Annotated in this window: 21 protein-coding genes; 9 read left to right on the top strand and 12 right to left on the bottom strand. The window is 73.0% G+C overall.

Features of this window, described 5'->3' with window-relative positions; translation table 11 throughout:
* The first annotated feature begins 386 nt into the window (after positions 1-386).
* From ACLQ2N_RS35365 to ACLQ2N_RS35355, 3 genes are all read left to right on the top strand, one after another.
* Positions 387-1,175, top strand: coding sequence for a MerR family transcriptional regulator (locus tag ACLQ2N_RS35365; RefSeq protein WP_425819786.1), 789 nt, complete (start codon positions 387-389; stop codon positions 1,173-1,175).
* 32 nt (positions 1,176-1,207) lie between these two features.
* Positions 1,208-2,425 carry a glycosyltransferase gene (locus ACLQ2N_RS35360; protein WP_425819784.1) on the top strand — a complete coding sequence of 406 codons (1,218 nt, stop codon included), beginning with the start codon at positions 1,208-1,210 and terminating at the stop codon, positions 2,423-2,425.
* A gap of 168 nt (positions 2,426-2,593) precedes the next feature.
* Entirely contained in the window at positions 2,594-4,273 is a 1,680-nt protein-coding gene (locus ACLQ2N_RS35355; RefSeq protein ID WP_425819782.1) for a cytochrome b, read from the top strand.
* Here ACLQ2N_RS35355 and ACLQ2N_RS35350 read toward each other — a convergent pair.
* The 3 genes from ACLQ2N_RS35350 to ACLQ2N_RS35340 form a co-directional block, all read right to left on the bottom strand.
* On the bottom strand, positions 4,234-4,623 hold the full coding sequence (locus ACLQ2N_RS35350; RefSeq protein WP_425819780.1) for a cytochrome c oxidase subunit 4: 390 nt from the start codon (positions 4,621-4,623) through the stop codon (positions 4,234-4,236). The genes ACLQ2N_RS35355 and ACLQ2N_RS35350 overlap by 40 nt on opposite strands.
* A complete protein-coding gene (ctaD, locus tag ACLQ2N_RS35345) occupies positions 4,620-6,326 on the bottom strand; it encodes a cytochrome c oxidase subunit I (RefSeq protein WP_425819777.1) in 1,707 nt (568 codons plus the stop codon). Before ctaD ends, ACLQ2N_RS35350 begins: the two co-directional genes overlap by 4 nt.
* Before the next feature lie 195 nt (positions 6,327-6,521).
* Positions 6,522-6,899 (bottom strand): VOC family protein, encoded by a 378-nt coding sequence (locus ACLQ2N_RS35340; protein ID WP_425819775.1) that lies wholly within the window; start codon positions 6,897-6,899, stop codon positions 6,522-6,524.
* Between the two features lie 524 nt (positions 6,900-7,423).
* Here ACLQ2N_RS35340 and ACLQ2N_RS35335 point away from each other — a divergent pair.
* Positions 7,424-7,597, top strand: a complete 174-nt coding sequence (locus ACLQ2N_RS35335) for a hypothetical protein (RefSeq protein ID WP_425819773.1) — start codon at positions 7,424-7,426, stop codon at positions 7,595-7,597.
* Here the strand turns inward: ACLQ2N_RS35335 and ACLQ2N_RS35330 are convergent.
* Both ACLQ2N_RS35330 and ACLQ2N_RS35325 read right to left on the bottom strand, forming a co-directional pair.
* Positions 7,521-8,399: a PhzF family phenazine biosynthesis protein gene (locus ACLQ2N_RS35330; RefSeq protein ID WP_425819771.1), complete on the bottom strand. Its 879-nt coding sequence runs from the start codon at positions 8,397-8,399 to the stop codon at positions 7,521-7,523. The two genes, ACLQ2N_RS35335 and ACLQ2N_RS35330, sit on opposite strands and share 77 nt — an antisense overlap.
* Positions 8,400-8,444: 45 nt before the next feature.
* Entirely contained in the window at positions 8,445-9,227 is a 783-nt protein-coding gene (locus ACLQ2N_RS35325) for an SDR family oxidoreductase (RefSeq protein ID WP_425819769.1), read from the bottom strand.
* 240 nt (positions 9,228-9,467) lie between these two features.
* On the opposite strand from ACLQ2N_RS35325, the gene ACLQ2N_RS35320 reads away from it, so the two are divergent.
* Positions 9,468-11,096, top strand: a complete 1,629-nt coding sequence (locus ACLQ2N_RS35320; protein ID WP_425819767.1) for an alkaline phosphatase D family protein — start codon at positions 9,468-9,470, stop codon at positions 11,094-11,096.
* Here the strand turns inward: ACLQ2N_RS35320 and ACLQ2N_RS35315 are convergent.
* A complete protein-coding gene (locus ACLQ2N_RS35315; protein WP_425819765.1) occupies positions 11,093-12,091 on the bottom strand; it encodes a Gfo/Idh/MocA family protein in 999 nt (332 codons plus the stop codon). The two genes, ACLQ2N_RS35320 and ACLQ2N_RS35315, sit on opposite strands and share 4 nt — an antisense overlap.
* A 78-nt stretch (positions 12,092-12,169) precedes the next feature.
* On the opposite strand from ACLQ2N_RS35315, the gene ACLQ2N_RS35310 reads away from it, so the two are divergent.
* A complete protein-coding gene (locus tag ACLQ2N_RS35310; RefSeq protein WP_425819763.1) occupies positions 12,170-13,477 on the top strand; it encodes a multidrug effflux MFS transporter in 1,308 nt (435 codons plus the stop codon).
* Positions 13,478-13,507: 30 nt separating this feature from the next.
* Complete coding sequence (locus ACLQ2N_RS35305) at positions 13,508-14,503, top strand: small ribosomal subunit Rsm22 family protein (RefSeq protein ID WP_425819761.1); 996 nt, start codon at positions 13,508-13,510, stop codon at positions 14,501-14,503.
* Here ACLQ2N_RS35305 and ddaH read toward each other — a convergent pair.
* Positions 14,500-15,351, bottom strand: a complete 852-nt coding sequence (gene ddaH, locus ACLQ2N_RS35300) for a dimethylargininase (protein ID WP_425819880.1) — start codon at positions 15,349-15,351, stop codon at positions 14,500-14,502. The two genes, ACLQ2N_RS35305 and ddaH, sit on opposite strands and share 4 nt — an antisense overlap.
* Before the next feature lie 299 nt (positions 15,352-15,650).
* On the opposite strand from ddaH, the gene ACLQ2N_RS35295 reads away from it, so the two are divergent.
* Complete coding sequence (locus ACLQ2N_RS35295; RefSeq protein WP_425819759.1) at positions 15,651-16,397, top strand: bifunctional DNA primase/polymerase; 747 nt, start codon at positions 15,651-15,653, stop codon at positions 16,395-16,397.
* A 24-nt stretch (positions 16,398-16,421) separates the two neighbouring features.
* Here the strand turns inward: ACLQ2N_RS35295 and ACLQ2N_RS35290 are convergent, their stop codons facing one another.
* From ACLQ2N_RS35290 to efeO, 4 genes are read right to left on the bottom strand one after another with little or no spacing between them, the layout of a single operon-like run.
* The gene (locus ACLQ2N_RS35290; RefSeq protein ID WP_425819878.1) at positions 16,422-17,324 is read right to left on the bottom strand and encodes a hypothetical protein; all 903 of its coding nucleotides are present in this window, start codon (positions 17,322-17,324) and stop codon (positions 16,422-16,424) included.
* On the bottom strand, positions 17,275-18,243 hold the full coding sequence (gene efeU, locus ACLQ2N_RS35285; protein WP_425819757.1) for an iron uptake transporter permease EfeU: 969 nt from the start codon (positions 18,241-18,243) through the stop codon (positions 17,275-17,277). The genes ACLQ2N_RS35290 and efeU overlap by 50 nt, the downstream gene beginning before the upstream one ends.
* A gap of 30 nt (positions 18,244-18,273) precedes the next feature.
* Positions 18,274-19,539, bottom strand: a complete 1,266-nt coding sequence (efeB, locus tag ACLQ2N_RS35280; RefSeq protein WP_425819755.1) for an iron uptake transporter deferrochelatase/peroxidase subunit — start codon at positions 19,537-19,539, stop codon at positions 18,274-18,276.
* A 23-nt stretch (positions 19,540-19,562) separates the two neighbouring features.
* Positions 19,563-20,699, bottom strand: a complete 1,137-nt coding sequence (efeO, locus tag ACLQ2N_RS35275; RefSeq protein WP_425819753.1) for an iron uptake system protein EfeO — start codon at positions 20,697-20,699, stop codon at positions 19,563-19,565.
* A gap of 265 nt (positions 20,700-20,964) precedes the next feature.
* Between efeO and ACLQ2N_RS35270 the strand changes: the two genes are divergently transcribed.
* The gene (locus ACLQ2N_RS35270) at positions 20,965-21,636 is read left to right on the top strand and encodes a PhzF family phenazine biosynthesis protein (RefSeq protein WP_425819751.1); all 672 of its coding nucleotides are present in this window, start codon (positions 20,965-20,967) and stop codon (positions 21,634-21,636) included.
* Positions 21,637-21,670: 34 nt separating this feature from the next.
* Here the strand turns inward: ACLQ2N_RS35270 and ACLQ2N_RS35265 are convergent.
* Positions 21,671-22,388: TetR/AcrR family transcriptional regulator (locus ACLQ2N_RS35265; protein WP_425819749.1), on the bottom strand; the 718-nt coding region annotated here is incomplete at its 5' end.

Below are 22,388 nucleotides of genomic sequence, written 5' to 3'. Positions count from 1 at the left end.
GGCGCCCCCGCCGGGCCGCGCCCGTGACCTCGGAAGCTCACCGGTTCACGGATCGGCGGGCACGTCATGCGGTGCCCGCCGCCCCGCTCCCGGCGCCGACGGTCTCCGGCACCCCGGCACCGGCCTGCCGCACCCACGCGTGGGTCTGGTGGTGCGCCCGGCACGTCGTCGGCGGTGGCGCGGCGCGGGAAGCGCGGCATGTCATGGTCCTGCGCGACGGCCGGCGCGGACGGCGTCATCAGCGAGAGCTTCGCCCATGAGGGCGAAATACACCTTTTGTTACGGAGGTGCGCCCCGCTGCCGGGCCGGTGTCCCCGGACCGGGGCGCGGCTTGACCCTCCCCTTACGTCAGGCTCGATGATCGGTCGCGAGGAAAGGGCGGGTGGATGACGTATTCCGTGGGGCAGGTGGCGGCCTTCGCCGGAGTGACGGTGCGCACGCTGCACCATTACGACAAGGCGGGGCTGCTCTCGCCCAGCGCGCGCAGCCAGGCCGGCTACCGGCTCTACGGCGAGGAGGACCTGGTCCGGCTCCAGCAGATCCTCTTCTACCGCGAACTGGGCTTCCCGCTGGACGAGATCGCCGAGATCTTCAAGAACCCGCAGGCCGACGCCCTGGACCACCTGCGGGCCCGGCAGGAGCAGCTGGAGGCGGAGATCGCCAGGCTGCGGCGGCTCTCCGAGGTGGCCCAGCGGGCGATCGAAGTGCAGCGGACCGGGGTCTCGCTGACGCCCCGGGAGCGCTTCGAGGTGTTCGGCGAGATCACCGCCGACCTGAGCTACGCCACCGAGGCGGCGCTCAAGTGGGCGGACTCGCCGGGGCAGCGCGAGTCGATGACCCGGGCCGCCGCGCACACCAAGGAGGACTGGCGGCAGCTCATGGGCGAGGCCACGGCCTGGCGTGCCGAGCTGCTGGCGGCCTTCGACGAGGGCGAGCCGAGCGACGGCGAACGGGTCATGGACCTCGCCGAGGAGCACCGGCTGCACATCTCCCGCTGGTTCACCGCCTGCCCGCCCGACATGCACCGGCGCATCGCGGACGACTTCGCGGCCGATCCGCGCGCCTTCGCCCTGGTCGTACCACCGTCCCGGCAGCGCCCCGGCCTGGCCGCCTACCTGTGCAAGGCCGTCCACGCCAACGCGGCCCGCCGCAAGGACGGCGGCGACGACCGGTGAGCCGGGCCGGCCGACGAGCCTGAGGAGAACCGATGAGAATACTGATCGCCGCCGCCGGATCGCGCGGTGACATCGCCCCCTACACGGGCCTGGGCGCCGCACTCCGCGCCGTCGGCCACGACGTCGCCCTCGCCACCACGGACGCCTTCGCGCCCCTCGTCCGCGCCGCCGGGCTGGACTTCCGCGCCCTCCCGGGCAACCCGGCGAAAGGCGGCGGCGGGAGCGGCGACAAGCGGGAACTCATGCGGGCCGCCTCCGCGTTCATCACGGACCTGGGCCAGGGGTTCGCCGACGCGATGGCCGACGGCACGGATCTGATGCTGCTCTCGACCACGACCGCCCCCCTCGGCCGGCACCTCACCGAGGCCACCGGCACCCCGGGCATCGGCGTGTACCTCCAGCCCACCGCGCCGACCGGCGACTTCCCGCCCGTCGTCACGGGCACCCGCTCCCTGGGCCGCACCGGCAACCGCCTGGCCGGGCGCTTCGCGCTGCGCATGACCGACCGCCTGTACGCCCCGGCGGTGACCGCGCTCCGCGAACGGCTCGGGCTGCCCCCCGCCAAGCCCTCCGACACGCGCCGGCGCCAGGAGCGCGCCGACTGGCCCGTCCTGCACGGCTTCAGCACCGCCCTGGTGCCCCGGCCCGCCGACTGGCGCCCCGGCCTGCACGTCGTCGGCAACTGGTGGCCCCACCACGACCCGGACGAGCAACTTCCCCCGGCCGTGGAGGACTTCCTGAGCGCCGGCGCCCCGCCCGTCCTCATCGGCTTCGGCAGCATGGCGGCCGGCGAGGGGGAACGGCTCGGCGAGCTCGCCGTGCGGGCCCTGCGCCGCGCCGGGCTGCGCGGCATCCTCCAGTCCGGAAGCGCCGGGCTCGCCGCCGAGGGCGACGACGTCCTCACCGTCGGGGACGTCCCGCACGCCCTGCTGTTCCCGCGCCTGGCCGCCGTGGTCCACCACGCCGGGGCCGGCACCTCGGCCGCCGCGCTGCGGGCCGGGGTCCCCGCGGTGACCGTGCCGGTGACCGCCGACCAGCCGTTCTGGGCCGGCCGCCTCGCCGCGACCGGTGCCGCCTGCGAGCCGATCCCCTTCCGCGCCCTGACCGCCGACCGCCTCGCCGACGCCCTCGACCGCGTCGTGCGGCAGGGGGCGTACGCGGAGGCCGCCGCGCGGGGTGCGAAGCGGATGGCCGCGGAGGACGGGGCGGCGGAGACGGTGGAGGCGGTGCGGCGGCTGACCGGAGGCTGAAAGGGGCGGCCGTGCGCCGGGCAGAGGGCTCGCCTCGGCCGAGCGGCGCAAGAGGGCGGCGCCGTTGCGCGTAACCCCGCCGCCGACCCGTGACAACGCGGGATCCGGGGGTACCGCTTCCGTCGGGCGCGCAACAAGCGGGACAACCGGCCGACGGAAGGGCGACTCGTGCTGCTGGCGAAGAGCAAGAGGCGGATGACGGACCGGGCGCGGCGTGCGGGCGCGAGGACGGCGGACGCCGTGGACGCCCGGCTCCCGCTCGCCGGGGCCGCCCGGTCGCTGCTGCGGAAGGCGTTCCCCGACCACTGGTCCTTCCTCCTCGGCGAATTCGCCCTCTACAGCTTCCTCGTGCTCCTGCTGACCGGGGTCTACCTGACGCTGTTCTTCCAGCCGTCGATGGCCGAGTCGGTGTACACGGGCTCGTACGGCCCGCTCCGGGGAGTCCGCACGTCGGAGGCGTACGCCTCCACGCTCCGCATCAGCTTCGACGTGCGCGGCGGGCTGCTGATCCGGCAGATCCACCACTGGGCGGCGCTCGTCTTCGTCGCCTCGATCGGTGTGCACCTGCTGCGCGTCTTCTTCACCGGCGCCTTCCGCAGGCCGCGCGAGGTCAACTGGATGGTGGGGGTGACGATGTTCCTCCTCGCGCTCCTGGAGGGCTTCGCCGGCTACTCCCTCCCCGATGACCTGCTGTCCGGTACGGGGCTGCGCACCGCGCAGGGGATCATGCTGTCGATCCCGGTCGTCGGCACCTATGTGAGCCTCTTCGTCTTCGGCGGCGAGTATCCGGGCGAGGACATCGTCTCCCGGCTCTATCCCGTCCACATCCTGCTGGTCCCCGGGCTGCTCCTCGCCCTGATCAGCCTGCATCTGCTGCTGGTCGTGCACCTGAAGCACACCCAGTGGGCGGGCCCGGGACGCACCGGCCGCAATGTCGTCGGCAAACCGTTCTTCCCGCAATACGCGGCGAAGTCGGCCGGTCTCTTCTTCATGGTCTTCGGCGTGCTCGCCCTGCTGGGCGCCCTCGCGCAGATCAACCCCGTCTGGGACTACGGCCCCTATCGCACCGACCAGGTCTCCACCGGCTCCCAGCCCGACTGGTACGTCGGCTTCCTCGAAGGCGCCCTGCGGCTCATGCCCGGTGTCGAGACCCGGCTGTGGGGCCACACACTGATGTGGAACCCGCTGGTCCCCGGCGTGCTGCTGCCCGGCGCGCTCTTCCTCGTGCTGTACGCGTACCCCTTCTTCGAGCGCTGGATCACCGAGGGCTCCGGCGAGCGCCACCTCTGCGACCGCCCGCGCGACCGTCCGGTCCGCACGGGGCTCGGCGTGGGCGCCCTGACCGCCTACGCGGTGCTGCTGCTCGCCGGTGCGCAGGACGTCATCGCCGACGTCTTCGACGTACCGGTGCACGCCCTGACCTGGACGTTCCGCGTCGCCCTGGTCGTCCTGCCGCCGATCGCCCTCGTGGTGACCGACCGGCTCTGCCTGGCGCTCCAGGCGCGGGACCGGGAGCTGCTGGAGGACGGAGAGGAGACCGGCGGTGTGGAGCAGTCGGTGGAGGGCGGCTACCACCCCGAGCACGCTCCGCTGCCTGCGGAGAAGCGGTACGTCCTGCTGGCGCGGGAGCTGCCCGGGCCGCTGGACGTCCCCGTGCCCCGGCTGGCTCCCGCCCGCACCCGGCTCGCCCGGCGGCTGCGGTCACGGCTCAGCCACTGGTACTACCGCGACCAGGTCCGCCCCGCACTGACGCCGGAGCAGGAACGGGAGGCCCGCGAACTGCTGGCCGGGCCGCGCGGGGCGGAGGATCAGCGCGCCGGGTCGGGATTCTGGAAGACGAAGCCGTAGACACCCGGGATCAGCACGCCGACCCCGATCAGGAACAGCCACAGCCCCTGGACGGTGCCCAGGCCCAGCAGCGCGGTGCCGGCCGCGCTGATCGCCGGGTAGTAGCTGCGCGCCGGGAAGTACCCGCGCCGGCCGCTCACCTCCTGGACGCGCGCGTCCCCGCGGTCCTCCGGGCGGGGGGCCGTGCGGTGGGCCTGCCGCCACAGGAAGGCGGAGACGAGCGCCGCCATCAGGCCGGACACGGCGAGCGCCGCGATGCCCGCCGGGTCCGGCGCGAACACCGCGTACACCGCGCAGGTCACCGCGAAGAACAGCGCCACCCCGCTGAACAGCCACGCCTCGCCCCTCATCGGCCCGCCCTCCCCGCCGGGGCGGCCGCCGCCTCCGGGTGGTGCAGGTCGAACGCCGGGGACTCGGAGCGGATACGGGGCAGCGCGTGGAAGTTGTGCCGGGGCGGCGGGCAGCTGGTCGCCCACTCCAGCGAGCGGCCCCAGCCCCACGGGTCGTCGCCCGTGACCCGCTCCCCGTACCGCCAGGTCTTCCACACGTTGTACAGGAACGGCAGCGTGGACAGGCCCAGCAGGAACGCCCCGATGGTGGACAGGGTGTTGAGCGTGGTGAACCCGTCGGTGGCCAGGTAGTCCGCGTACCGGCGGGGCATGCCCTGCTCGCCCAGCCAGTGGTGGACGAGGAAGGTGAGCTGGAAGCCCACGAAGAGCGTCCAGAAGTGGATCTTCCCCAGCCGTTCGTCGAGCATCCGGCCGGTGAACTTGGGCCACCAGAAGTAGAACCCGGCGAAGGTCGCGAAGACGATCGTCCCGAACAGGACGTAGTGCAGGTGGGCCACGATGAAGTACGTGTCCGTCAGATGGAAGTCCATCGGAGGCGACGCGATCAGCACCCCGGTGAGCCCGCCGAGCAGGAAGGTGACCAGGAAGCCCAGGGACCAGAGCATCGGCGTCTCGAACGACAGCGAACCGTGCCACATCGTGCCGATCCAGTTGAAGAACTTCACGCCCGTCGGCACCGCGATCAGGAACGACATCAGCGAGAAGAACGGCAGCAGCACCCCGCCCGTCGCGAACATGTGATGCGCCCAGACGGTCGCCGAGAGCCCCGTGATCGCGATGGTGGCGCCGACCAGACCCACGTAGCCGAAGGCCGGCTTGCGGCTGAACACCGGCAGGATCTCCGTGACCACCCCGAAGAACGGCAGCGCCACGATGTACACCTCGGGATGGCCGAAGAACCAGAACAGGTGCTGCCACAGCAGAGCCCCGCCGTTGGCCGCGTCGAAGACGTGCGCGCCGAACTTCCGGTCCGCCTCCAGAGCCAGCAGCGCCGCCGTCAGCACGGGGAAGGCGAGCAGCGCCAGGATCGACGTGAAGAGCACGTTCCAGGTGAAGATCGGCATCCGGAACAGCGTCATGCCCGGGGCGCGCAGGCAGATGATCGTGGTGATGAAGTTGACCGAGCCGAGGATCGTGCTCAACCCCGCGACCACGAGCCCCATCACCCACAGATCCCCGCCCGACCCCGGCGAGAACACCGGTCCGTTGAGCGGCGCGTAGGCGAACCAGCCGAAGGCGGCGGCCCCGTTGGCCGTCAGGAACCCCGAGACGACCATCAGCCCGCCGAAGAGGTACACCCAGTACGTGTACGCGTTCAGCCGGGGGAACGCCACGTCGGGCGCCCCGATCTGCAGGGGCATGATCGCGTTGGCGAAACCGGTGAACGTCGGGGTGGCGAACAGCAGCATCATGATCGTGCCGTGCACGGTGAACAGCTGGTTGTACTGCTCGTGGGAGACGATCTGCATGCCGGGGCGGGCGAGTTCGGCCCGCATCACCATGGCCAGCACCCCCGCGAACAGGAAGAACGCGAACGAGGTCACCAGATACAGGTCGCCGATGACCTTGTGGTCGGTCGTCGACATCAGCTTGAGGACTCTCGCGCCCCCGCTCACCCGGCGCTCGGTCGCCCGCCGCTCGGTCGCCCGCCGCTCCCGGCCGTCCACCGCTGCCGCACCCGGTCGCCCGTCCAGCGACGTCATACACCCTCCCGCTCGGCCCGGTCCTCGGCCGGCCCGGCGGCCACCGGCCATCATGGGCCCGGCGCCCGGCCGCACCGGTCACCAGCGGCGTGTACCCGGGGCAGGGCTACCCGAACGGCGGAAGGCGGGGGAGTACGCCGAAGAGGGCCCGGTCGCGGGCTCCCTCGCGGTCACGCGGCCGGGCAATCGGGCGGCTCAGCGGTGCGCCAGGACGTTGATCACGCGGCCGTTCGGATCGCGTACGAAGAAGCGGCGCACGCCCCACTCCTCGTCGTGCGGGCCGTACACGATCTCCGCGCCTGCGCGGACGAGCGCGGTGTGCGCCGCGTTCACGTCGGCGACCTCCACGCTGAGGTCCGGGTTGACCGGGCCGGTCGCGTCCTTGGTCATGAAGCTGATCTGGACGGCCGGCTGGGTGGGCGAGGCGAGGGTCATGATCCAGCCATGGTTCATGACCTCCTCGAAGCCGAGCAGGCCGTAGAACGCGGTGGTGTCCCGCAGGGCGGACGCATCCGTCCTGGTCCCGCCGCCGGCGCCCACCGGGACGTTGGGGACCACACGGTGCACGGACATGGGGCACTCCTGACGCATCGATGACGGGTGGTCACTCCAACCCTAGGGGCTGCCTCAAGGGGGTGGCTGGAAGCTGTGGGTAGGGCGATGCTGGTCTGCCACGCCGAACTCGGGGTGCCGCTCCGCTACGCCTTCGTGATGGGGGAGCCTGCGCCGCACCACCGCCGCCGGACACCTCGTGCTCGGCGACGAGCCCTGGGACGTCATGGCCGAGTGAACCGCTCCGACATCCGCCGCCGGGGCCGCGGCCCTGGCTCGATGCGCGTCGACTTCATGCTGCGCCGGGCCGGGGCGGTGCTCGCCGTCTGCGGCTCGCGGATCAGCCGCACCTCGGCCGCCGCCTGCCGCCGCCTGCCGCCGCCTGCCGCCGCCTGCGCGGCCACCGGTCCGCCGCCGCCCCCCGTGCCCCCGCTCCCGCCGCTCGCGCCGCGACCCGTGGGGCGGGCCGCCGAGTCGCCCCCGGGCGCCGGCCGCTGCGGCGCGACACCGGGCACCCGACGCTGTTCGGCCGCCCCAACGACCATGTGCCGGGCATCCTGCTCCTGGAGGCGGCCAGGCAGGCGGCCACCGCCACCGTGCACCGGCGCGCCGGGGAACGGCTGACGCGGACCGGCCCCCGCGTCAGGCCGGGTCCGGCAGCCGGGTGCCGGTCCCGCTCACCCTCACCCGCGCGTCGCCCGCCCCCAGCGTCACGGTGAGCGTGCCGGGGCGGCCCATGTCCTCGCCCTGGTGCAGGGTCAGCACGGCGGCCTCGGGCACGAGGGCCAGCTCCCGCAGGTACGCCCCGAACGCGGCCGCCGCGGCACCCGTCGCCGGGTCCTCCACCACCCCGCCGACCGGGAACGGATCGCGGACGTGGAACACCGCGTCGGACGCCCGCCACACCAGCTGCACGGTCGTCAGGTCCAGCCGGTGCATCAGCGCTTCCAGCCGCGCGAAGTCGTAGTCCAGCGCGGCCAGCCGCTCCCGGGTGCCCGCCGCCAGCACGAGGTGGCGGGCCCCGGCGTACGCGATCCGGGGCGGCAGGGCCGGATCGAGGTCGGCGGCCGGCCAGTCCAGCGCCGCCAGCGCCTCCGCGAGGTCGCCCGCGCCGACGTCCTCGATACGCGGTTCCACACTGGTCAGCGTCGCCCGCAGCTCGTCGCCCTCGCGGACCACGGTGACCGGCACCGTACCGGCGGGGGTGGCGAACTCCACCTCGCCCGGACCGTCCCGCTCGGCGAGCGCGAGGGCGGCGGCGACCGTGGCGTGGCCGCAGAACGGCACCTCGGCCTTCGGGCTGAAGTAGCGGACCGCGTAACCGCGCGCACCGGGCTCCGACGCCTCGGTCCGCCCGGTCAGAAAGGCCGTCTCGCTGTAGCCGAGGTCCGCCGCCACGGCCAGCATGGCGGCCTCGTCGAGACCGGAGGCGTCGAGCACCACCCCGGCGGGATTGCCGCCCTCGGGGTCGGCGGAGAACGCGGTGTAACGCAGGATGCCGGTTGCGGGGAGATCAGTCATGTGCGGCTCAACCCCCCGTCGGGCGACGGCATTCCCGGTGCGTCCTCAGCCCCGCCCCACGTACGGCATCGCCGTCGCCATCACCGTCGCGAACTGGACGTTCGCCTCCAGGGGCAGCTCCGCCATGTGCAGCACCGTCCGGGCCACGTCACCGGCCGCCATCACCGGCTCCACGGCGAGTTCGCCGTTGGCCTGGAGGGTGCCCGTGCGCATCCGCTCCGTCATGTCCGTCGCCGCGTTGCCGATGTCGATCTGGCCGCAGGCGATGCGGTACGGACGCCCGTCCAGCGACAGCGACTTCGTCAGCCCGGTGATCGCGTGCTTCGTCGCGGTGTACGCCACCGAGTGCGGGCGCGGCGTGTGCGCCGAGATCGAACCGTTGTTGATGATCCGCCCGCCCCGCGGGTCCTGCTCCTTCATCTGCCGGTACGCGGCCTGCGCGCAGAGGAACGCCCCCGTCAGGTTGACGTCGACGACCCCGCGCCAGTCGTCGTACGCCAGCTCCTCGACGGGCCCGCCGGGGCCGAAGGTGCCCGCGTTGTTGAAGAGCAGGTCGAGGCGGCCGAAGCACTCCCGTACGGAGGAGAACAGCGCGTCCACGTCCTCGGGGCGGGTCACGTCGGCCGGGACGGCGAGCACCCGGGCGTGCTCACCGGCCAGGGCCGCCGTCTCGGCCAGCGGCTCCGGGCGGCGGCCCGCCAGCGCCACCGACCAGCCCGCGCCGGCCAGGGCGAGCGCCACCGCACGGCCGATGCCGGAACCGGCGCCCGTCACCACCGCGGTCTTCGCCGGGGGGTTCTCCGCGGAATTCAACAGACTGTTGCTCATGCCGGGGCAGCGTACGCGCAGCCCCGGCGGGGTGATTCGGGGCGGGGCCCCGGCGATTCCCGCGCCCGTGCGGAGCCGGACGATGATCATGGATTTCGCCGCGAACGCGGAGTTTGCCCCTGGGGGCACCATCCTGCCGCACTCCTCATCCGGGCGACGCCCGCACGACGCGAACACGTCAGCCTCTGGATGCGCCGGGCCGCTGGACTTCCCCCACACCACCAGTCAGGGGAGGGACAGATGACGCACTCATCGCCACAGCAGGAGCTGCGCGAAGCGGCCCGGCACACGGACCGCCGCCGCTTCCTCACGGTCACCGGCGCCGCCGCCGCGCTCGCCTTCTCGGTCGGCCTGCCCGCCGCCGGGACCGCCAGTGCCCGCGAGATGGAGGCCCGGCAGATCGGCGAGGACCCGTTCACCCTCGGCGTCGCGTCCGGCGACCCGCTGCCGAACTCGGTCCTCCTGTGGACCCGGCTCGCGCCCCGCCCGTTCGAACCCGGCAGCGGCCTCCCGGACGCCCGCGTCGAGGTCCGCTGGGAGCTGGCGCACGACGAGCGGTTCAGCCGCGTCGTCCGGCGCGGCACCACGTACGCCCACCCGGAGTTCCACCACAGCGTCCACGTCGAGGTCCAGGGCCTCGCCCCGGACCGCGTGCTCTACTACCGCTTCCGCGCCGGACAGTGGACGAGCCCGGTCGGCCGCACCCGTACGGCACCGGCGCCCGGCGCCCGCAAGCGCGAACTGGCCCTGGCCGCCGTCTCCTGCCAGGCGTACCACGACGGCTACTACACCGCGTACCGGCACCTCGCCCAGGAGGACGTCGACGTCGTCTTCCACCTCGGCGACTACCTGTACGAGTACGCCGTCACCGCCGTCGGCGGCGCCCGCAAGTACACCGACCGCACGCTGCCCGCCCTGTTCAACCGGGAGACGGCGACGCTGGAGGACTACCGGCTGCGCTACGCCCTCTACAAGTCCGACCCGGACCTGCGCGCCGCCCACGCCGCGCACCCCTTCGTCGTCACCTGGGACGACCACGAGACCGAGAACAACTACGCGGGCGACACCCCGGAGAACAGCGTGCCGCCGGAGGAGTTCCTGATCCGCCGGGCCGCCGCGTACCGCGCCTACTGGGAGAACCAGCCGCTGCGCGCGCCCCAGCGGCCGACCGGCCCCGACATGCGGCTCTACCGGCGGCTGAACTTCGGCCGGCTCGCCCAGTTCGACGTGCTCGACACCCGGCAGTACCGCAGCGACCAGGCGTACGGCGACGGCTGGCAGACGCCCGGACCGGAGTCCGAGGACCCGAAGCGCACCCTGACCGGCGCCACCCAGGAGCGCTGGCTCATCGACGGCTGGCGCCACTCGCACGCCACCTGGAACGTCGTGCCCCAGCAGGTCACCTTCGCCCAGCGGCGCGACGTGCCCACCGACGCGTTCAAGCTGTCCATGGACTCCTGGGACGGCTACCCGGCCTCCCGCGACCGCATCCTGAAGGGCGCCGAGCGCGTCGGCGTGGACAACCTCATGGTCCTCACCGGCGACGTGCACGTCAGCTACGGCTTCGACATCAAGCGGGACTTCGACGACCCGGCGTCGCGCACCGTCGGCACCGAGATCGTCACGACCTCCATCACCAGCGGGAAGGACGGCTCCGAGAAGCCGTCCAACTACAACAACCTGATGGCGGCCAACCCGCACCTGAAGTTCTACAACGGGCGCCGCGGCTACGCCGTCGTCACCCTCCAGGAGCGCGCGGCGCGCGCCGACTTCCGTACGGTCTCGGCCGTCACGACGCCGGGCGCCCCCGTCACCACCGCCGGCTCCTACGTCACCGAGGCCGGCGACCCGGGCCTCAAGCCCGCCTAGACGGCATCCACCGGGTAGCGGACGCCGATGCGGTCACGGACCGCGTCGAGCGTCCGCATCACCGCGAGCGAACCCTCCAGCGGCACCAGCGGGGACTCCGTCTCGCCGGCCAGGACCGCCCGCATCACCTCGGCCGCCTCGTACTGCATCCCGGACAGGCCCTGCGGACCCGGGCCCGAGGTGATCTCCTCGGGCTCGGCGCCCGCCCGGTGCAGCACGAAGCCCTGCGGGTGGAAGAAGCTGTGCGGGATGTCGATCCGCCCGCCCGTCCCGATCACCGTGGCGGCCGTCGGGTGGTGGCCGACGATCGAGCAGGACAGCAGGGCGTTGGCGCCCGACTCCCAGCCCAGCAGCATCCCGGTGTTCAGGTCCACGCCCTCCGGCGACAGCAGGGCGTCCGCCCGCACCCGGTCCGGCTCGCCCAGCAGCAGCTGCGCGAACGACACCGGGTAGACGCCCAGGTCCAGCAGCGCCCCGCCGCCCAGCTGGGGGTCGCGCAGCCGGTGATCGGGGCCCAGGTCCGCCGCGAAGCCGAAGTCGGCCTGCACGGTGCGGATCTCCCCGATCGCCCCGTCCCGCACCAGCTCGGTGAGGCGCCGGATCACGGGGTTGCAGTAGGTCCACATCGCTTCCATCAGGAAGACCCCGCGGTCCCGGGCCAGCTTCACCAGCTCCCGCGCCTCGCGCTCGTTCAGCGTGAACGCCTTCTCGCACAGCACGTGCTTCCCGGCCTCCAGCGCGAGCGCCGCGGCCTCCCGGTGCGCGGAGTGCGGCGTGGCCACGTACACCACGTCGACCTCGTCGTCCGCGACCAGACCGGCCCAGTCCCCGTACGCCCTCGGTATCCCGAACCGCTCCGCGAACGCCCGCGCCGAGGCGTCCGAGCGGGACGCCACGGCCACCACCTCCGCATCGGGCATGGCCTGGAGATCGGCGGTGAACGTCGCCGCGATCCCGCCGGTCGCCAGCACGCCCCAACGGACAGTCCTGCTCATGCACGCTCCCAAAAAGGTGTCGACCATCCCCGCCGAGCTGAGAGCATAGAGCCGGATTCAACAACTATGGAGATGAGAATGCCGGAGAGCGGCGTCAGCCGGGCCCAGCAGATACGCACCACCGACACCACCACCCCACAGAGCGCGACCCCCCTTCCCGGGAGAGCCGCCACCCCCGCCGCCCGGCGCACGGGCCTCCTCGTCACCCTCGTCCTCGGCGGCCTCACGGCGCTCCCGCCGCTGTCGATGGACATGTACCTCCCGGCCCTTCCGGCCGTCACCGACTCGCTGCACGCCCCCGCCGCCACGGTCCAGCTCACCCTGACCGCCTGCCTCACCGGCATGGCGCTCGGCCAGGTCGTCGTCGGACCGATGAGCGACCGCTGGGGCAGGCGCCGCCCGCTCCTCCTCGGCATGGCCGTCTACGTACTCGCCACCGCGCTCTGCATCTTCGCCCCGTCCGCCGGCCTCCTCATCGCCTTCCGCCTGATCCAGGGCCTCGCGGGCGCGGCCGGCATCGTCATCTCCCGCGCCGTCGTCCGCGACATGTACGACGGCGTCGCGATGGCCCGGTTCTTCTCGACGCTGATGCTCATCTCCGGCGTCGCCCCCGTCATCGCCCCGGTGATCGGCGGCCAGGTCCTGCGCCTCACCGACTGGCGCGGCATCTTCGGGGTCCTGACCGCCGTCGGCATCCTGCTCACCTTCGTCGTCTGGAAGTGGCTCGGCGAGACCCTGCCGCCCGCCGAGCGCCACACCGGCGGCATCGGCGACGCCCTGCGGACCATGCGCGGCCTGCTCGCCGACCGGGTCTTCACCGGTTACATGATCGCGGGCAGCCTCGCCTTCGCCGCCCTCTTCGCGTACGTCAGCGCCTCGCCGTTCGTCATTCAGGAGATCTACGGCGCCTCACCGCAGACCTTCAGCCTGCTGTTCGGTATCAACTCCATCGGGCTGATCGCCGTCGGCCAGATCAACGGCAAGCTGCTCGTCGGCCGGGTCAGCCTGGACAAGGCCCTCACCTTCGGACTCGTCGTCATCGTGGCCGCCGCGACCGCGCTGCTCCTGATGACCTCCGGTGTCTTCGGCGACGTCGGTCTCGTGCCGGTGGCCGCCGGGCTCTTCGTGCTGATGGCGGCGATGGGGCTGGCGATGCCCAACACCAACGCCCAGGCGCTGATGCGTACCAAGCACGCCGCCGGATCGGCCTCCGCGCTGCTCGGCACCTCGCAGTTCCTGATCGGCGCCATCGCCTCCCCGCTGGTCGGCATCGCCGGCGAGGAGACCGCGGTGCCGATGGCCGTCGTCCAGCTGGTCTGCGCGGTGGGCGCCCTCGCCTGCTTCCTGGGCCTGTGCCGCCCCTGGCAGCGTCCCTCCACGATCTGACGGGCGCCCCGCCCCGCCTACAATCCTTCGGTGAACGCCACCCTCCCCACCGCGGACGCCCTGCGTGCGGCCCTCGCCGGACTCCTGGACGGGCTGCCGCCCAAGCAGGCCGGCCAGGCCGTCGACCGGCTCATCGCCCACTACCGGGGCACGATCCCCACCGACGCCCCCGTGCTCCGCGACCGCGCGGACGTGGTCGCGTACGCGGCGTACCGGATGCCCGCCACCTTCGAGGCGGTACGGGCCGCCCTCGCCGCCCTCCGCGAGGCCGCCCCGGACTGGGCGCCCGCCACGCACACCGACGTGGGCGGCGGCACCGGGGCGGCGACCTGGGCCGTGGCCGGGGAGTGGGAGGGCCACCGCACCACCGTCCTGGACTGGGCCGAGCCCGCGCTCGCCCTCGGCCGCGAACTGGCCGCGGGCGGCCCGACCGCCCTGCGCACCGCCGACTGGCGGCGGGCCCGCATCGGCCAGGACCTCGACCTCGCCCCGGCGGACCTCGTCACGATCTCCTACGTGCTCAACGAGCTGACCGGCCCCGCCCGCACCGCGCTCATCGACGCCGCCGCCGCGGCCGGCCAGGCCGTCGTGGTCGTCGAGGCCGGCACCCCGGGCGGCTACGCCCGGATCATCGAGGCCCGCGACCGGCTCACCGCCGCCGGGCTCACCGTCGCCGCGCCCTGCCCGCACAGCGGCGCCTGCCCCATCGAGCCGGGCACCGACTGGTGCCACTTCTCGGCCCGGGTCAGCCGCTCCTCGCTGCACCGGCAGGTCAAGGGCGGCTCACTGGCGTACGAGGACGAGAAGTTCAGCTACGTCGTCGCCACCCGGTTCACGCCCCTGCCCGCGGCCGCCCGGGTCGTCCGCAGGCCCCAGATCCGCAAGGGGCAGGTGCTCCTGGACCTCTGCACCCGCGAGGAGGGGCTGCGCCGGGAGACGGTCACCAAGCGGCACGGCGCCCTGTACCGCGCCGCCCGGGACACCGACTGGGGCGACGCCTGGCCGCCCCCCAAGGACGCCGCTTAACGCGTGTGCGACCCCTGGCCGCGCAGCTCCTGCGTACAGCACTTCACGCTGCCGCCGCCCTTCAGCAGCTCGCTCAGGTCCATCGGCACCGGTTCGTAGCCCCGCGCCCGGAGCGGGTCGAACAGCCCCGTCGCGGCCTGGGGCAGCAGGACGTGGAGCCCGTCGCTCACCGCGTTCAGGCCGAGCGCCGCCGCGTCCGCCTCCCCGGCGATCAGCGCGTCCGGGAAGAGCCGCGCCAGGACCGCCCGGCTGCCCGGGGAGAAGGCCGGCGGGTAGTACATGACCTCGCCGGCCGCGTCGTCGAGCACGCACAGGGCCGTGTCCAGGTGGTAGTAGCGCGGGTCCACCAGGTCGAGGCCGATCACCGGGCGCCCGAAGAACTCCTGCGCCTCCGCGTGCGAGAGCGGCGACGACCGGAAACCCCGGCCCGCCAGCACGTACGCGGCGGTCACCGCGAAGTCGCCCTCGCCCTCGTTGACGTGGTCCGGCTCGTGGACCTCGGTGAAGCCGTGGCCGAGGAACCAGTCGCGGTGGGCGGCCGCCTCCTCGAAACGTTCCTGGTACGCGAAGCGGGCGCCCAGCACCCGGCCGTCGATCACCGTGGCCCCGTTCGCCGCGAAGACCATGTCCGGCAGGTCGGGGCGCGGCTCCAGCAGGTCGACGGTGTGGCCGAGGGCGCGGTAGCGGTCGCGCAGGTCCTCCCACTGGGTCTGCGCCAGCGGCAGGTCGACCGGCTTGGTGGGATCCATCCACGGATTGATGGAATACGTCACCTTGAAGTGGGCAGGGGCACACATGAGGTAGTGCCGGGGTGTGGCTTCACGAGGCAACTGGGGCTCCTCACGAATCGTCGCGGCGGCTGGTGGCCGCTGCGGCCGGTGCGTCGCACGGGTGTGTGCGTGAGCTCATGGTGCGCCGTACGGGGCGCCGGCGCTGTGGTCCGAACGGGTGGTTCGCGCGGACGCGGACCCCGGGCGCGTGGCGCGGCCCCGCCGGGACAGGTCACCATACGGGCTTTTTCATGACAAAGCGTGTGATCATGCCCCCCGTGCGGCATCGGCCGTCCCACCCCGCTTCCGGACTCCGGCCACCCGAGGCGCAGGATGGTGGGACCATGGGCAGGGGCAACGCAAAGGCAAGGGGATAGATGGGCGCCGATTTCGGCCGTAATCGCGGCTCAGAGAGCAAGATTTCCCAGTGGCTGCGGCGACGACCCAAACCGCAGCGACGCGAGGTCGACGACACCGCACGGGAGGCGCTGCTCCTGGCTGTCGCCGAGGCCGGAATGCCGATCGCGCCCGCCGCCCACCCGGTCGGCTACCGATGTTCGTGCGAACGCATCGGCTGCCCCACCCCGGCCCGCCATCCGCTCTCCTTCGCCTGGCAGACGCAGTCCACCACCGACCGCGCCCAGATCGAGCGCTGGGCCCGCAGTCAGCCGCAGGCCAACTTCATCACCGCGACCGGCATGATCCACGACGTCCTCGACGTCCCGCTGGCCGCCGGCGAGCAGGCCCTCGAACGGCTCCTCGCGGCCGGGGTCGAGGTCGGCCCGGTGGCCCGCTCCGGCGACGACCGGATGCTGTTCTTCACCGCGACCCGCGGTACCCCGGAGGACGAGGACGAGTGGTGGCCGTGCGAGCTGGACTGCCACCCCGAGACGATGGACGAGCACCCCGGCCTGCGCTGGCACTGCCGGGGCAGCTATGTCCTGCTGCCCCCGGCCCAGCTCCCCGGTGAGCTGGACGTGGCCTGGCTGCGCGGCCCCGAGCACCCGCTGCCGGACCCGCTGACGCTCCTGGAGACGCTGACCGACGCCTGCGCGCGGTTCGTCGGCTCCGAGGGCCAGAGCGAGGTCGACCACGAATCGGTGGCCTGGCCGCTGCGCCGGTAGCCGGGACCGGGGCCGTGGCGGCCTTTACGAGCCCTGCGCCGAGGTCAGCCCGGGCAGCCGGCTGAGCACGGACACCTTGCCCGTGCCGGCGCCCTTCTTCGGCACGTACACCAACTGGCTGGAGACCCGCTCCTTGGTCAGCGTGCTCTTCACCTCACCCGTGAGCAGCGCCTCCACATCGGGGTCGACCGCCGGACGCAGCCCCTGCGCGGCGGTCTGCCGCTCGTAGTGCCTGCTGCTGAAGAAGACCAGCGCCCCGCCGTCCTCGGTGGCCAGCCCCAGCGGGGCGTACGCGCCGCCGTCCAGCGCCTGGTCGGCGTACTGGTACGAGAACCCGGCCCGCCGGGTGTTCAGCCGCGCCTCCCGCCACTGCGAGGTGGCCGCCCCCGGCGCGAAGACGTCCGGGGTGCCCTTCTGGAGGTACTGCGCGTACCGGGTGCCGAGATCGCGCGGCGCGACGGCCAGGCCCGGTCCTTGCGCCGCGACCGGTGCGGCGTCCTTCGCGAGGGCGGGCAGCCGGTCCTGGGCGACGACCGACAGATAGGCGGCCTTCCAGCCCGCGTCGGGGCCGGTCTTCGTGAACGCCAGCAGCCAGCGGCTGTCCTGCTCGCCCTGTTCCGTGTCGCGGTTGGAGTCCGTGTCGGCGAGGAACCAGCGCGGCCAGCCCGCCTTCTCCGGGATGACGAAACGGGCGTCGGTCAGTTTCAGCGGCCGGTGCCGGGAATTGCCGGTGGGTGCTATCCGGTGCCGGGCCTTGAGCCCCGCCTGGTTGACGGCACCGAGCGAACCCGTCACCACGTCCGCGTCCAGCGCCGGATCGTACGCCTTGTCTGCGGCGTTGTACGCGGCGGTGAAGTCCTTCAGGGCCCGGGCGGCCTCAGCCCTCGTCGCCGCCGGTACGACTGCCCGCTCGCCGTGCACCGTCACGCACCCGCTCGCCGTCAGGCTCAGCGCCGTCGCCACCGCGAGTCCCGCCACCCGCCGTACCGGCCTCAGACTTCCCATCCGCTGCTTTCCGCGCCTTCTGATCCGTCGCCACTGACCGTCCGAACCCTACCGGGGACAGGAACAGCGCGAGGGCCGGGACGAGATACAGCACCCAGACGGTGAGTTGGAGGACGGTGGGGTCGGGCTGGAAGTTGAACGTGCCCTTCAGCAGCGTCCCGTACCAGCTGTCCGGCGGGATCGTGGAGCTGATGTCGAACGCCCGGTTCCGCAGACCGCCCAGGAACTCCGCCTCCTGGAGGTCGTGCACGCCGTACGCCAGCACACCCGCCGCGACGACCACCAGCATCCCGCCGGTCCAGGTGAAGAACTTCGCCAGGTTGATCTTGAGCGCGCCCCGGTAGAACAGCCAGCCCAGCACCACCGCCGTGGCGATGCCGAGGACCGCGCCGATCATCGGGTGCCAGCCGTCGTCCGCCGCGTGCACCGCCCGCCACACGAACAGCGAGGTCTCCAGGCCCTCCCGCCCGACCGCCAGGAGCGCGGTCGCGACGAGCGCGCCGGTGCCCATGGCGAGCGCGGCGTCCAGCTTGCCGTGCAGCTCCGCCTTGAGGTGGCGGGCGGTCCGCCGCATCCAGAAGACCATCCAGGTCACGAGGCCCACCGACACGATGGACAGCGAACCGCCCAGCGCCTCCTGCGCCTTGAACGTCATCTCCTGCGAGCCGAACTCCAGCCCGGCGCCGAAGCCCAGGCTGACGACGACGGCGACCGACACACCGATCCAGATCGGCACCAGCCGGTCGCGGTGGCCGGTCTTCACCAGGTACGCGATGAGGATGCAGACGACCAGGCTGGCCTCAAGCCCTTCACGCAGCCCGATCAGGAAGTTGCTGAACACGTCTCGGTTCCCTTTCCGCTTCGAGTCCCGTTACGAGAACAGCGCCCGTCCCCACCAGTCGTCCTTGTCGCGGACGCCCGGCGGGACGGCGAAGTGCGCCGAACCCACGTGCTGGATGTACTCGTTGAGTGCGTCGTGTGCCGCCAGGCGCCGTTGCAGGGGAACGAACGCCTTGCGGGTGTCGCGTTGGTAGGCCAGGAAGAACAGCCCCGCGTCGAGCCGGCCGAGGCCGTCGGTGCCGTCCGTGAAGGAGTAGCCCCGGCGCAGGATCATCGCCCCGTCGTTGCTGTCCGGGTGCGCGAGGCGGACGTGCGCGGTCGGCAGCATCGCCTTCAGGAACGGCTCGTCGCGCTCCTTCGCCTTGCCGACCGGGGCGCCCTCGCCCTTGTCGCGGCCGAAGACGTCCTCCTGCTCCTGCAGCGGGGCGCGGTCCCAGGTCTCGATGTGCATCCGGATGCGCCGGGCCACCAGGTACGAACCCCCGGTCATCCAGTCGGGGCCGTCGCCCTCCCCGACCCACACGTGCCGGCCGAGGGTGGCCGTGTCGGTGCCGGAGATGTTCCGGGTGCCGTCCTTGAAGCCCAGCATGTTGCGCGGGGTCTGGGCGTCCGGCGTCGTCGAGGACGTCTTGCCGAAGCCCAGCTGCGACCAGCGGATCGCGGTGCGCCCCATGCCGATCCTGGCGAGGTTGCGGATGGCGTGCACGGCGACCTGCGGGTCGTCCGCGCACGCCTGGACGCACAGGTCGCCGCCGCTGCGGGCCTTGTCGAGGTTGTCACCGGGGAACTTCGGCAGGTCCACCAGCGCCCCGGGCCGCCGCCCTTCGAGCCCGAACCGGTCCTTCGCGAACAGCGAGGGCCCGAAGCCGATGGTCAGCGTCAGCCGCGACGGCTTCAGCCCCAGCGCCTCGCCCGTGTCGTCCGGCGGAGCCTCGGGCAGGCCCCCGTACGCCCCGTCGCCGACCGCGTGCCCGGCGGTCATCCGCTCGGCCGCCCGGGTCCACTCCTTGAGCAGCGCGACCAGTTCGGCCCGGTCCTTCGTCGTCACGTCGAACGCGGCGAAGTGCAGCCGGTCCTGGACGGCGGTGGCGATTCCGGCCTGGTGCGCGCCGTGGAACGGCACGGCGGCGCCGCTGTCCGCGGCCGTGGTCCGGCCGCCGTCGTCGGAGCGGGCCGCGGCGACGCCCACCCCGGCCGCGGTGGCGCCGAGCGCCAGCCCGGCACCGCCCCAGCCCAGCAGCGCGCGCCGCGACGGGGCGCTTCCGCCGGCGGGTGCCTCGTGGGTTTCCTCGCTCATGCCCGGAGCCTCTTTCCGGCCGGCTACTTCGTGACCGCGGCGGCGAGCTTGGACAGCGGCTCGGCCAGTGCGTTGACCGCGTCCGACAGCTCCTTGCGGTCCGCCTTGCCGACCTTGTCGTAGGAGGTGAAGTCGTAGGAGGACGGGTCCTCGCGGTACTTGTCGAGCAGCTTGTTCAGCTCCGCGAACCGCTTGCCCAGGGTGGCGGTGAGCGCGGCGTCGTTCTTGGCCGCGATCGCCTTCAGCAGGTCGTAGGACTGCTCGGCGCCCTCGACGTTGGCCTTGAAGTCGACCAGGTCGGTGTGGCTGTACCGCTCCTCCTCACCGGTGACCTTGCCGGTCGCGACCTCGTCGAGGAGTTCCTTGGCGCCGTTGGCCATCGAGGTCGGGGTGATGTCGGCGGTGCCGACGCGCTTCTGCCAGTCGGCCAGGTCCTTGTAGAGGGTCGCCGCGAGGGCCTTCTCCTCGGCGCCGAGCTTCTTGTCGTGCCACAGGGCCTTCTCCAGGCGGTGCCAGCCGGTCCACTTCTGGCCGTCCTCGAGACCGTCCTCGCGGACGTCGACCTTGGGGTCGATGTCGCCGAAGGACTCGGCGACCGGCTCGGTGCGCTCCCACCCGACGCGGGAGTTCGCGTACGCCTTCTTCGCGGCCTCGATGTCCCCGGCGGCGACGGCGTCCGTGAAGACCTTGACCTTCGGCAGGGTCTCGTCGGCCTGCGCCTGCACGTAGGTGCGGTACCCGGCGACGGCCTTGTCCATCTCGGGGCTGCGCTTGGCCGCCTTGCCGCCGCTGACCTCGATCTTCTGCCGGATGCCGTGGCCCTTCATGCCGGGCTTGCAGGCGATCTCGTACGAACCGGCCTTGATCTCGGCCGTGATGGTGGCCTTGGTGCCGGGGCCGATGTTCTCGCGCTCGGCGACGATGCGGTCGTCCGGGAACAGGACGTAGACCTCGGTGACCTTGGAGCCCTTGTTCTGCACGGCCAACTCGATGTGCCCGGCCGGCAGCTTCTTCTTCGAGACCTCGCAGGAATCGTCCTTCGCGACGACCTGGACCGCCCCCTCGCCCTTTCCGTCGCTCTTCTCGGCGCAGCCCGTGACGGCGGTCAGAGCGGCCGCGGTGGCGGCTGCGGTGACGACGGAGAGGCGAACGGCTCGCATGCGGGCTCCACTTGAGGATGAGGGAGAAGGCGGTGAGGGGCCGGACCAAGCCGGGTGAGGCGGACCTAACTTAGCCCAGGCTTATCTGTCCGATACCCGCCCGCGCAGTGATTCAGCTCTCACCGCGAGGTCCCGGAAACGGCCCGATCACGGCCGACCCATGGACGTACCACGCACAGGTAATGCACAGGTCAAGAGATGAGGGCGGCGCGGCCTCCGGCGTGACCGCGGCGGCCGGTGTCCGCGCGGATGCTTGAATGCGGGCGTGAGCGACTACGACGTACCCGCCGGCACCGACATCCTCCGCGTGTTCTGCGACCCGGACGGCCGGCACGGCAACGCCCTCGGTGTCGTACGCGACGGGCGCCGCATCCCCGGCCGCGCGGACCGGCAGGAACTCGCCGGGAAGCTCGGCTTCAGCGAGACCGTGTTCGTGGACGACCCCGAGCGCGGCCGGCTCGACATCTACACCCCGGGGCTCCGGCTGCCGTTCGCCGGGCATCCCGTCGTCGGCGCCGCCTGGCTGCTCGACCTGGAGGTCCTGGAGCTGGAAGTGGGCGACGTGTTCGCCCGCCACGACGGGGAGTTCACCTGGATCACCGCCCGCCCGGAGTGGGCCCCGCCGCGCACCCTGGAGCAGTACGCCTCGGCCGCCGAGGTCGACGCGCTCCCCGCGCCGCCGCCCGGCGACGGCTGGCTCTACGCCTGGGCGTGGGAGGAGGAGGCGGCGGGGCGGGTGCGGGCCCGGGCGTTCCCCCGAAGGGACGACGGCATCGCGGAGGACGAGGCGACGGGGGCCGCGGCGCTGTTGCTGAGCGCCCGCCTCGGGCGCGCGCTCAACATCAGGCAGGGGCGCGGCTCCCAGATCCTCACGGCGCCCGCGCCGGACGGCACGGTGGAGATCGGCGGCAGGGTCGTCCTGGCCCACCACGGATAACCGGGCAGCCTGCTGCTCGCGGGGCGCCTTCCCGTCAGGTGTGCTCGTCCGGGGCGGCCGAGATGCGGTCGAGCAGTTCGGTCAGCAGGGCGCGTTCGCCCGCCGTGAGGGCGCCGGTCCGGGGGAGGAGGGCCTGCAGCGCCACGGCTGCCGCGGCCGGGCCGGGGGGCGGGGAAGCGGGCGCCTCGGTGGTGATCGCGGCGATGACCGCTTCCCTGGCCAGGTGGGACACGCTCATGTCCCGCCGGTCCTCCGGGGTGGCGATGAGCGAGAGGGTGGTGCCGCCGCCCACGGCGTGCACGAGGTGGGTGGCGCGCGCCTCGTCGATCCGCAGGCGTCCGGCCTCGGCGATCCGGTGGACGTGCGCGGCGAGGATCTCCAGCGCGGCGACGGCGGCGGGGGAGGGGGTGCCCGGGCTGGGCTGGGCGTACATCAGCGTGTACAGGGCCGGGTTGGCCAGGCCGAACTCCGTGTTGAAGTTCCAGCCCCTGCGCAGGTCCTCCACCGGGTCGCCGGTGAGCTCCAGTGCGGCCTTGTCGTCGATGTGGCTCGCGAAGCCGTGGGCGGCGACCGCGTCGAGCAGCCCCTGCTTGTCGCCGAAGAGCCGGTAGATGGTGGGCGCCTGGACGCCGGCCGCGGCGCCCACGGCTCTGGTCGACACCGCCTCGCGCCCCTTCTCCGCGAGCAGCCGGGTGGCGGCGGCGATGATCCGCCGGCGGTTGCTCTCGGCGGGGGCGGGGCGCTCGGTCTCC

Source organism: Streptomyces sp. DT224 (assembly GCF_049844595.1).
In the GTDB taxonomy this organism is placed as follows: Bacteria; Actinomycetota; Actinomycetes; order Streptomycetales; family Streptomycetaceae; genus Streptomyces.
This window is presented reverse-complemented; position numbering and strand designations above follow the sequence as displayed.

Coding starts and splice junctions, on each gene's coding strand:
- ACLQ2N_RS35365 (WP_425819786.1), top strand. CDS start 387: ATGACGTATTCCGTGGGGCAGGTGGCGGCCTTCGCCGGAGTGACGGTG.
- ACLQ2N_RS35360 (WP_425819784.1), top strand. CDS start 1,208: ATGAGAATACTGATCGCCGCCGCCGGATCGCGCGGTGACATCGCCCCC.
- ACLQ2N_RS35350 (WP_425819780.1), bottom strand. CDS start 4,623: ATGAGGGGCGAGGCGTGGCTGTTCAGCGGGGTGGCGCTGTTCTTCGCG.
- ctaD (WP_425819777.1), bottom strand. CDS start 6,326: ATGACGTCGCTGGACGGGCGACCGGGTGCGGCAGCGGTGGACGGCCGG.
- ACLQ2N_RS35340 (WP_425819775.1), bottom strand. CDS start 6,899: ATGTCCGTGCACCGTGTGGTCCCCAACGTCCCGGTGGGCGCCGGCGGC.
- ACLQ2N_RS35330 (WP_425819771.1), bottom strand. CDS start 8,399: ATGACTGATCTCCCCGCAACCGGCATCCTGCGTTACACCGCGTTCTCC.
- ACLQ2N_RS35325 (WP_425819769.1), bottom strand. CDS start 9,227: ATGAGCAACAGTCTGTTGAATTCCGCGGAGAACCCCCCGGCGAAGACC.
- ACLQ2N_RS35320 (WP_425819767.1), top strand. CDS start 9,468: ATGACGCACTCATCGCCACAGCAGGAGCTGCGCGAAGCGGCCCGGCAC.
- ACLQ2N_RS35315 (WP_425819765.1), bottom strand. CDS start 12,091: ATGAGCAGGACTGTCCGTTGGGGCGTGCTGGCGACCGGCGGGATCGCG.
- ACLQ2N_RS35310 (WP_425819763.1), top strand. CDS start 12,170: ATGCCGGAGAGCGGCGTCAGCCGGGCCCAGCAGATACGCACCACCGAC.
- ACLQ2N_RS35295 (WP_425819759.1), top strand. CDS start 15,651: ATGGGCGCCGATTTCGGCCGTAATCGCGGCTCAGAGAGCAAGATTTCC.
- efeB (WP_425819755.1), bottom strand. CDS start 19,539: ATGAGCGAGGAAACCCACGAGGCACCCGCCGGCGGAAGCGCCCCGTCG.
- efeO (WP_425819753.1), bottom strand. CDS start 20,699: ATGCGAGCCGTTCGCCTCTCCGTCGTCACCGCAGCCGCCACCGCGGCC.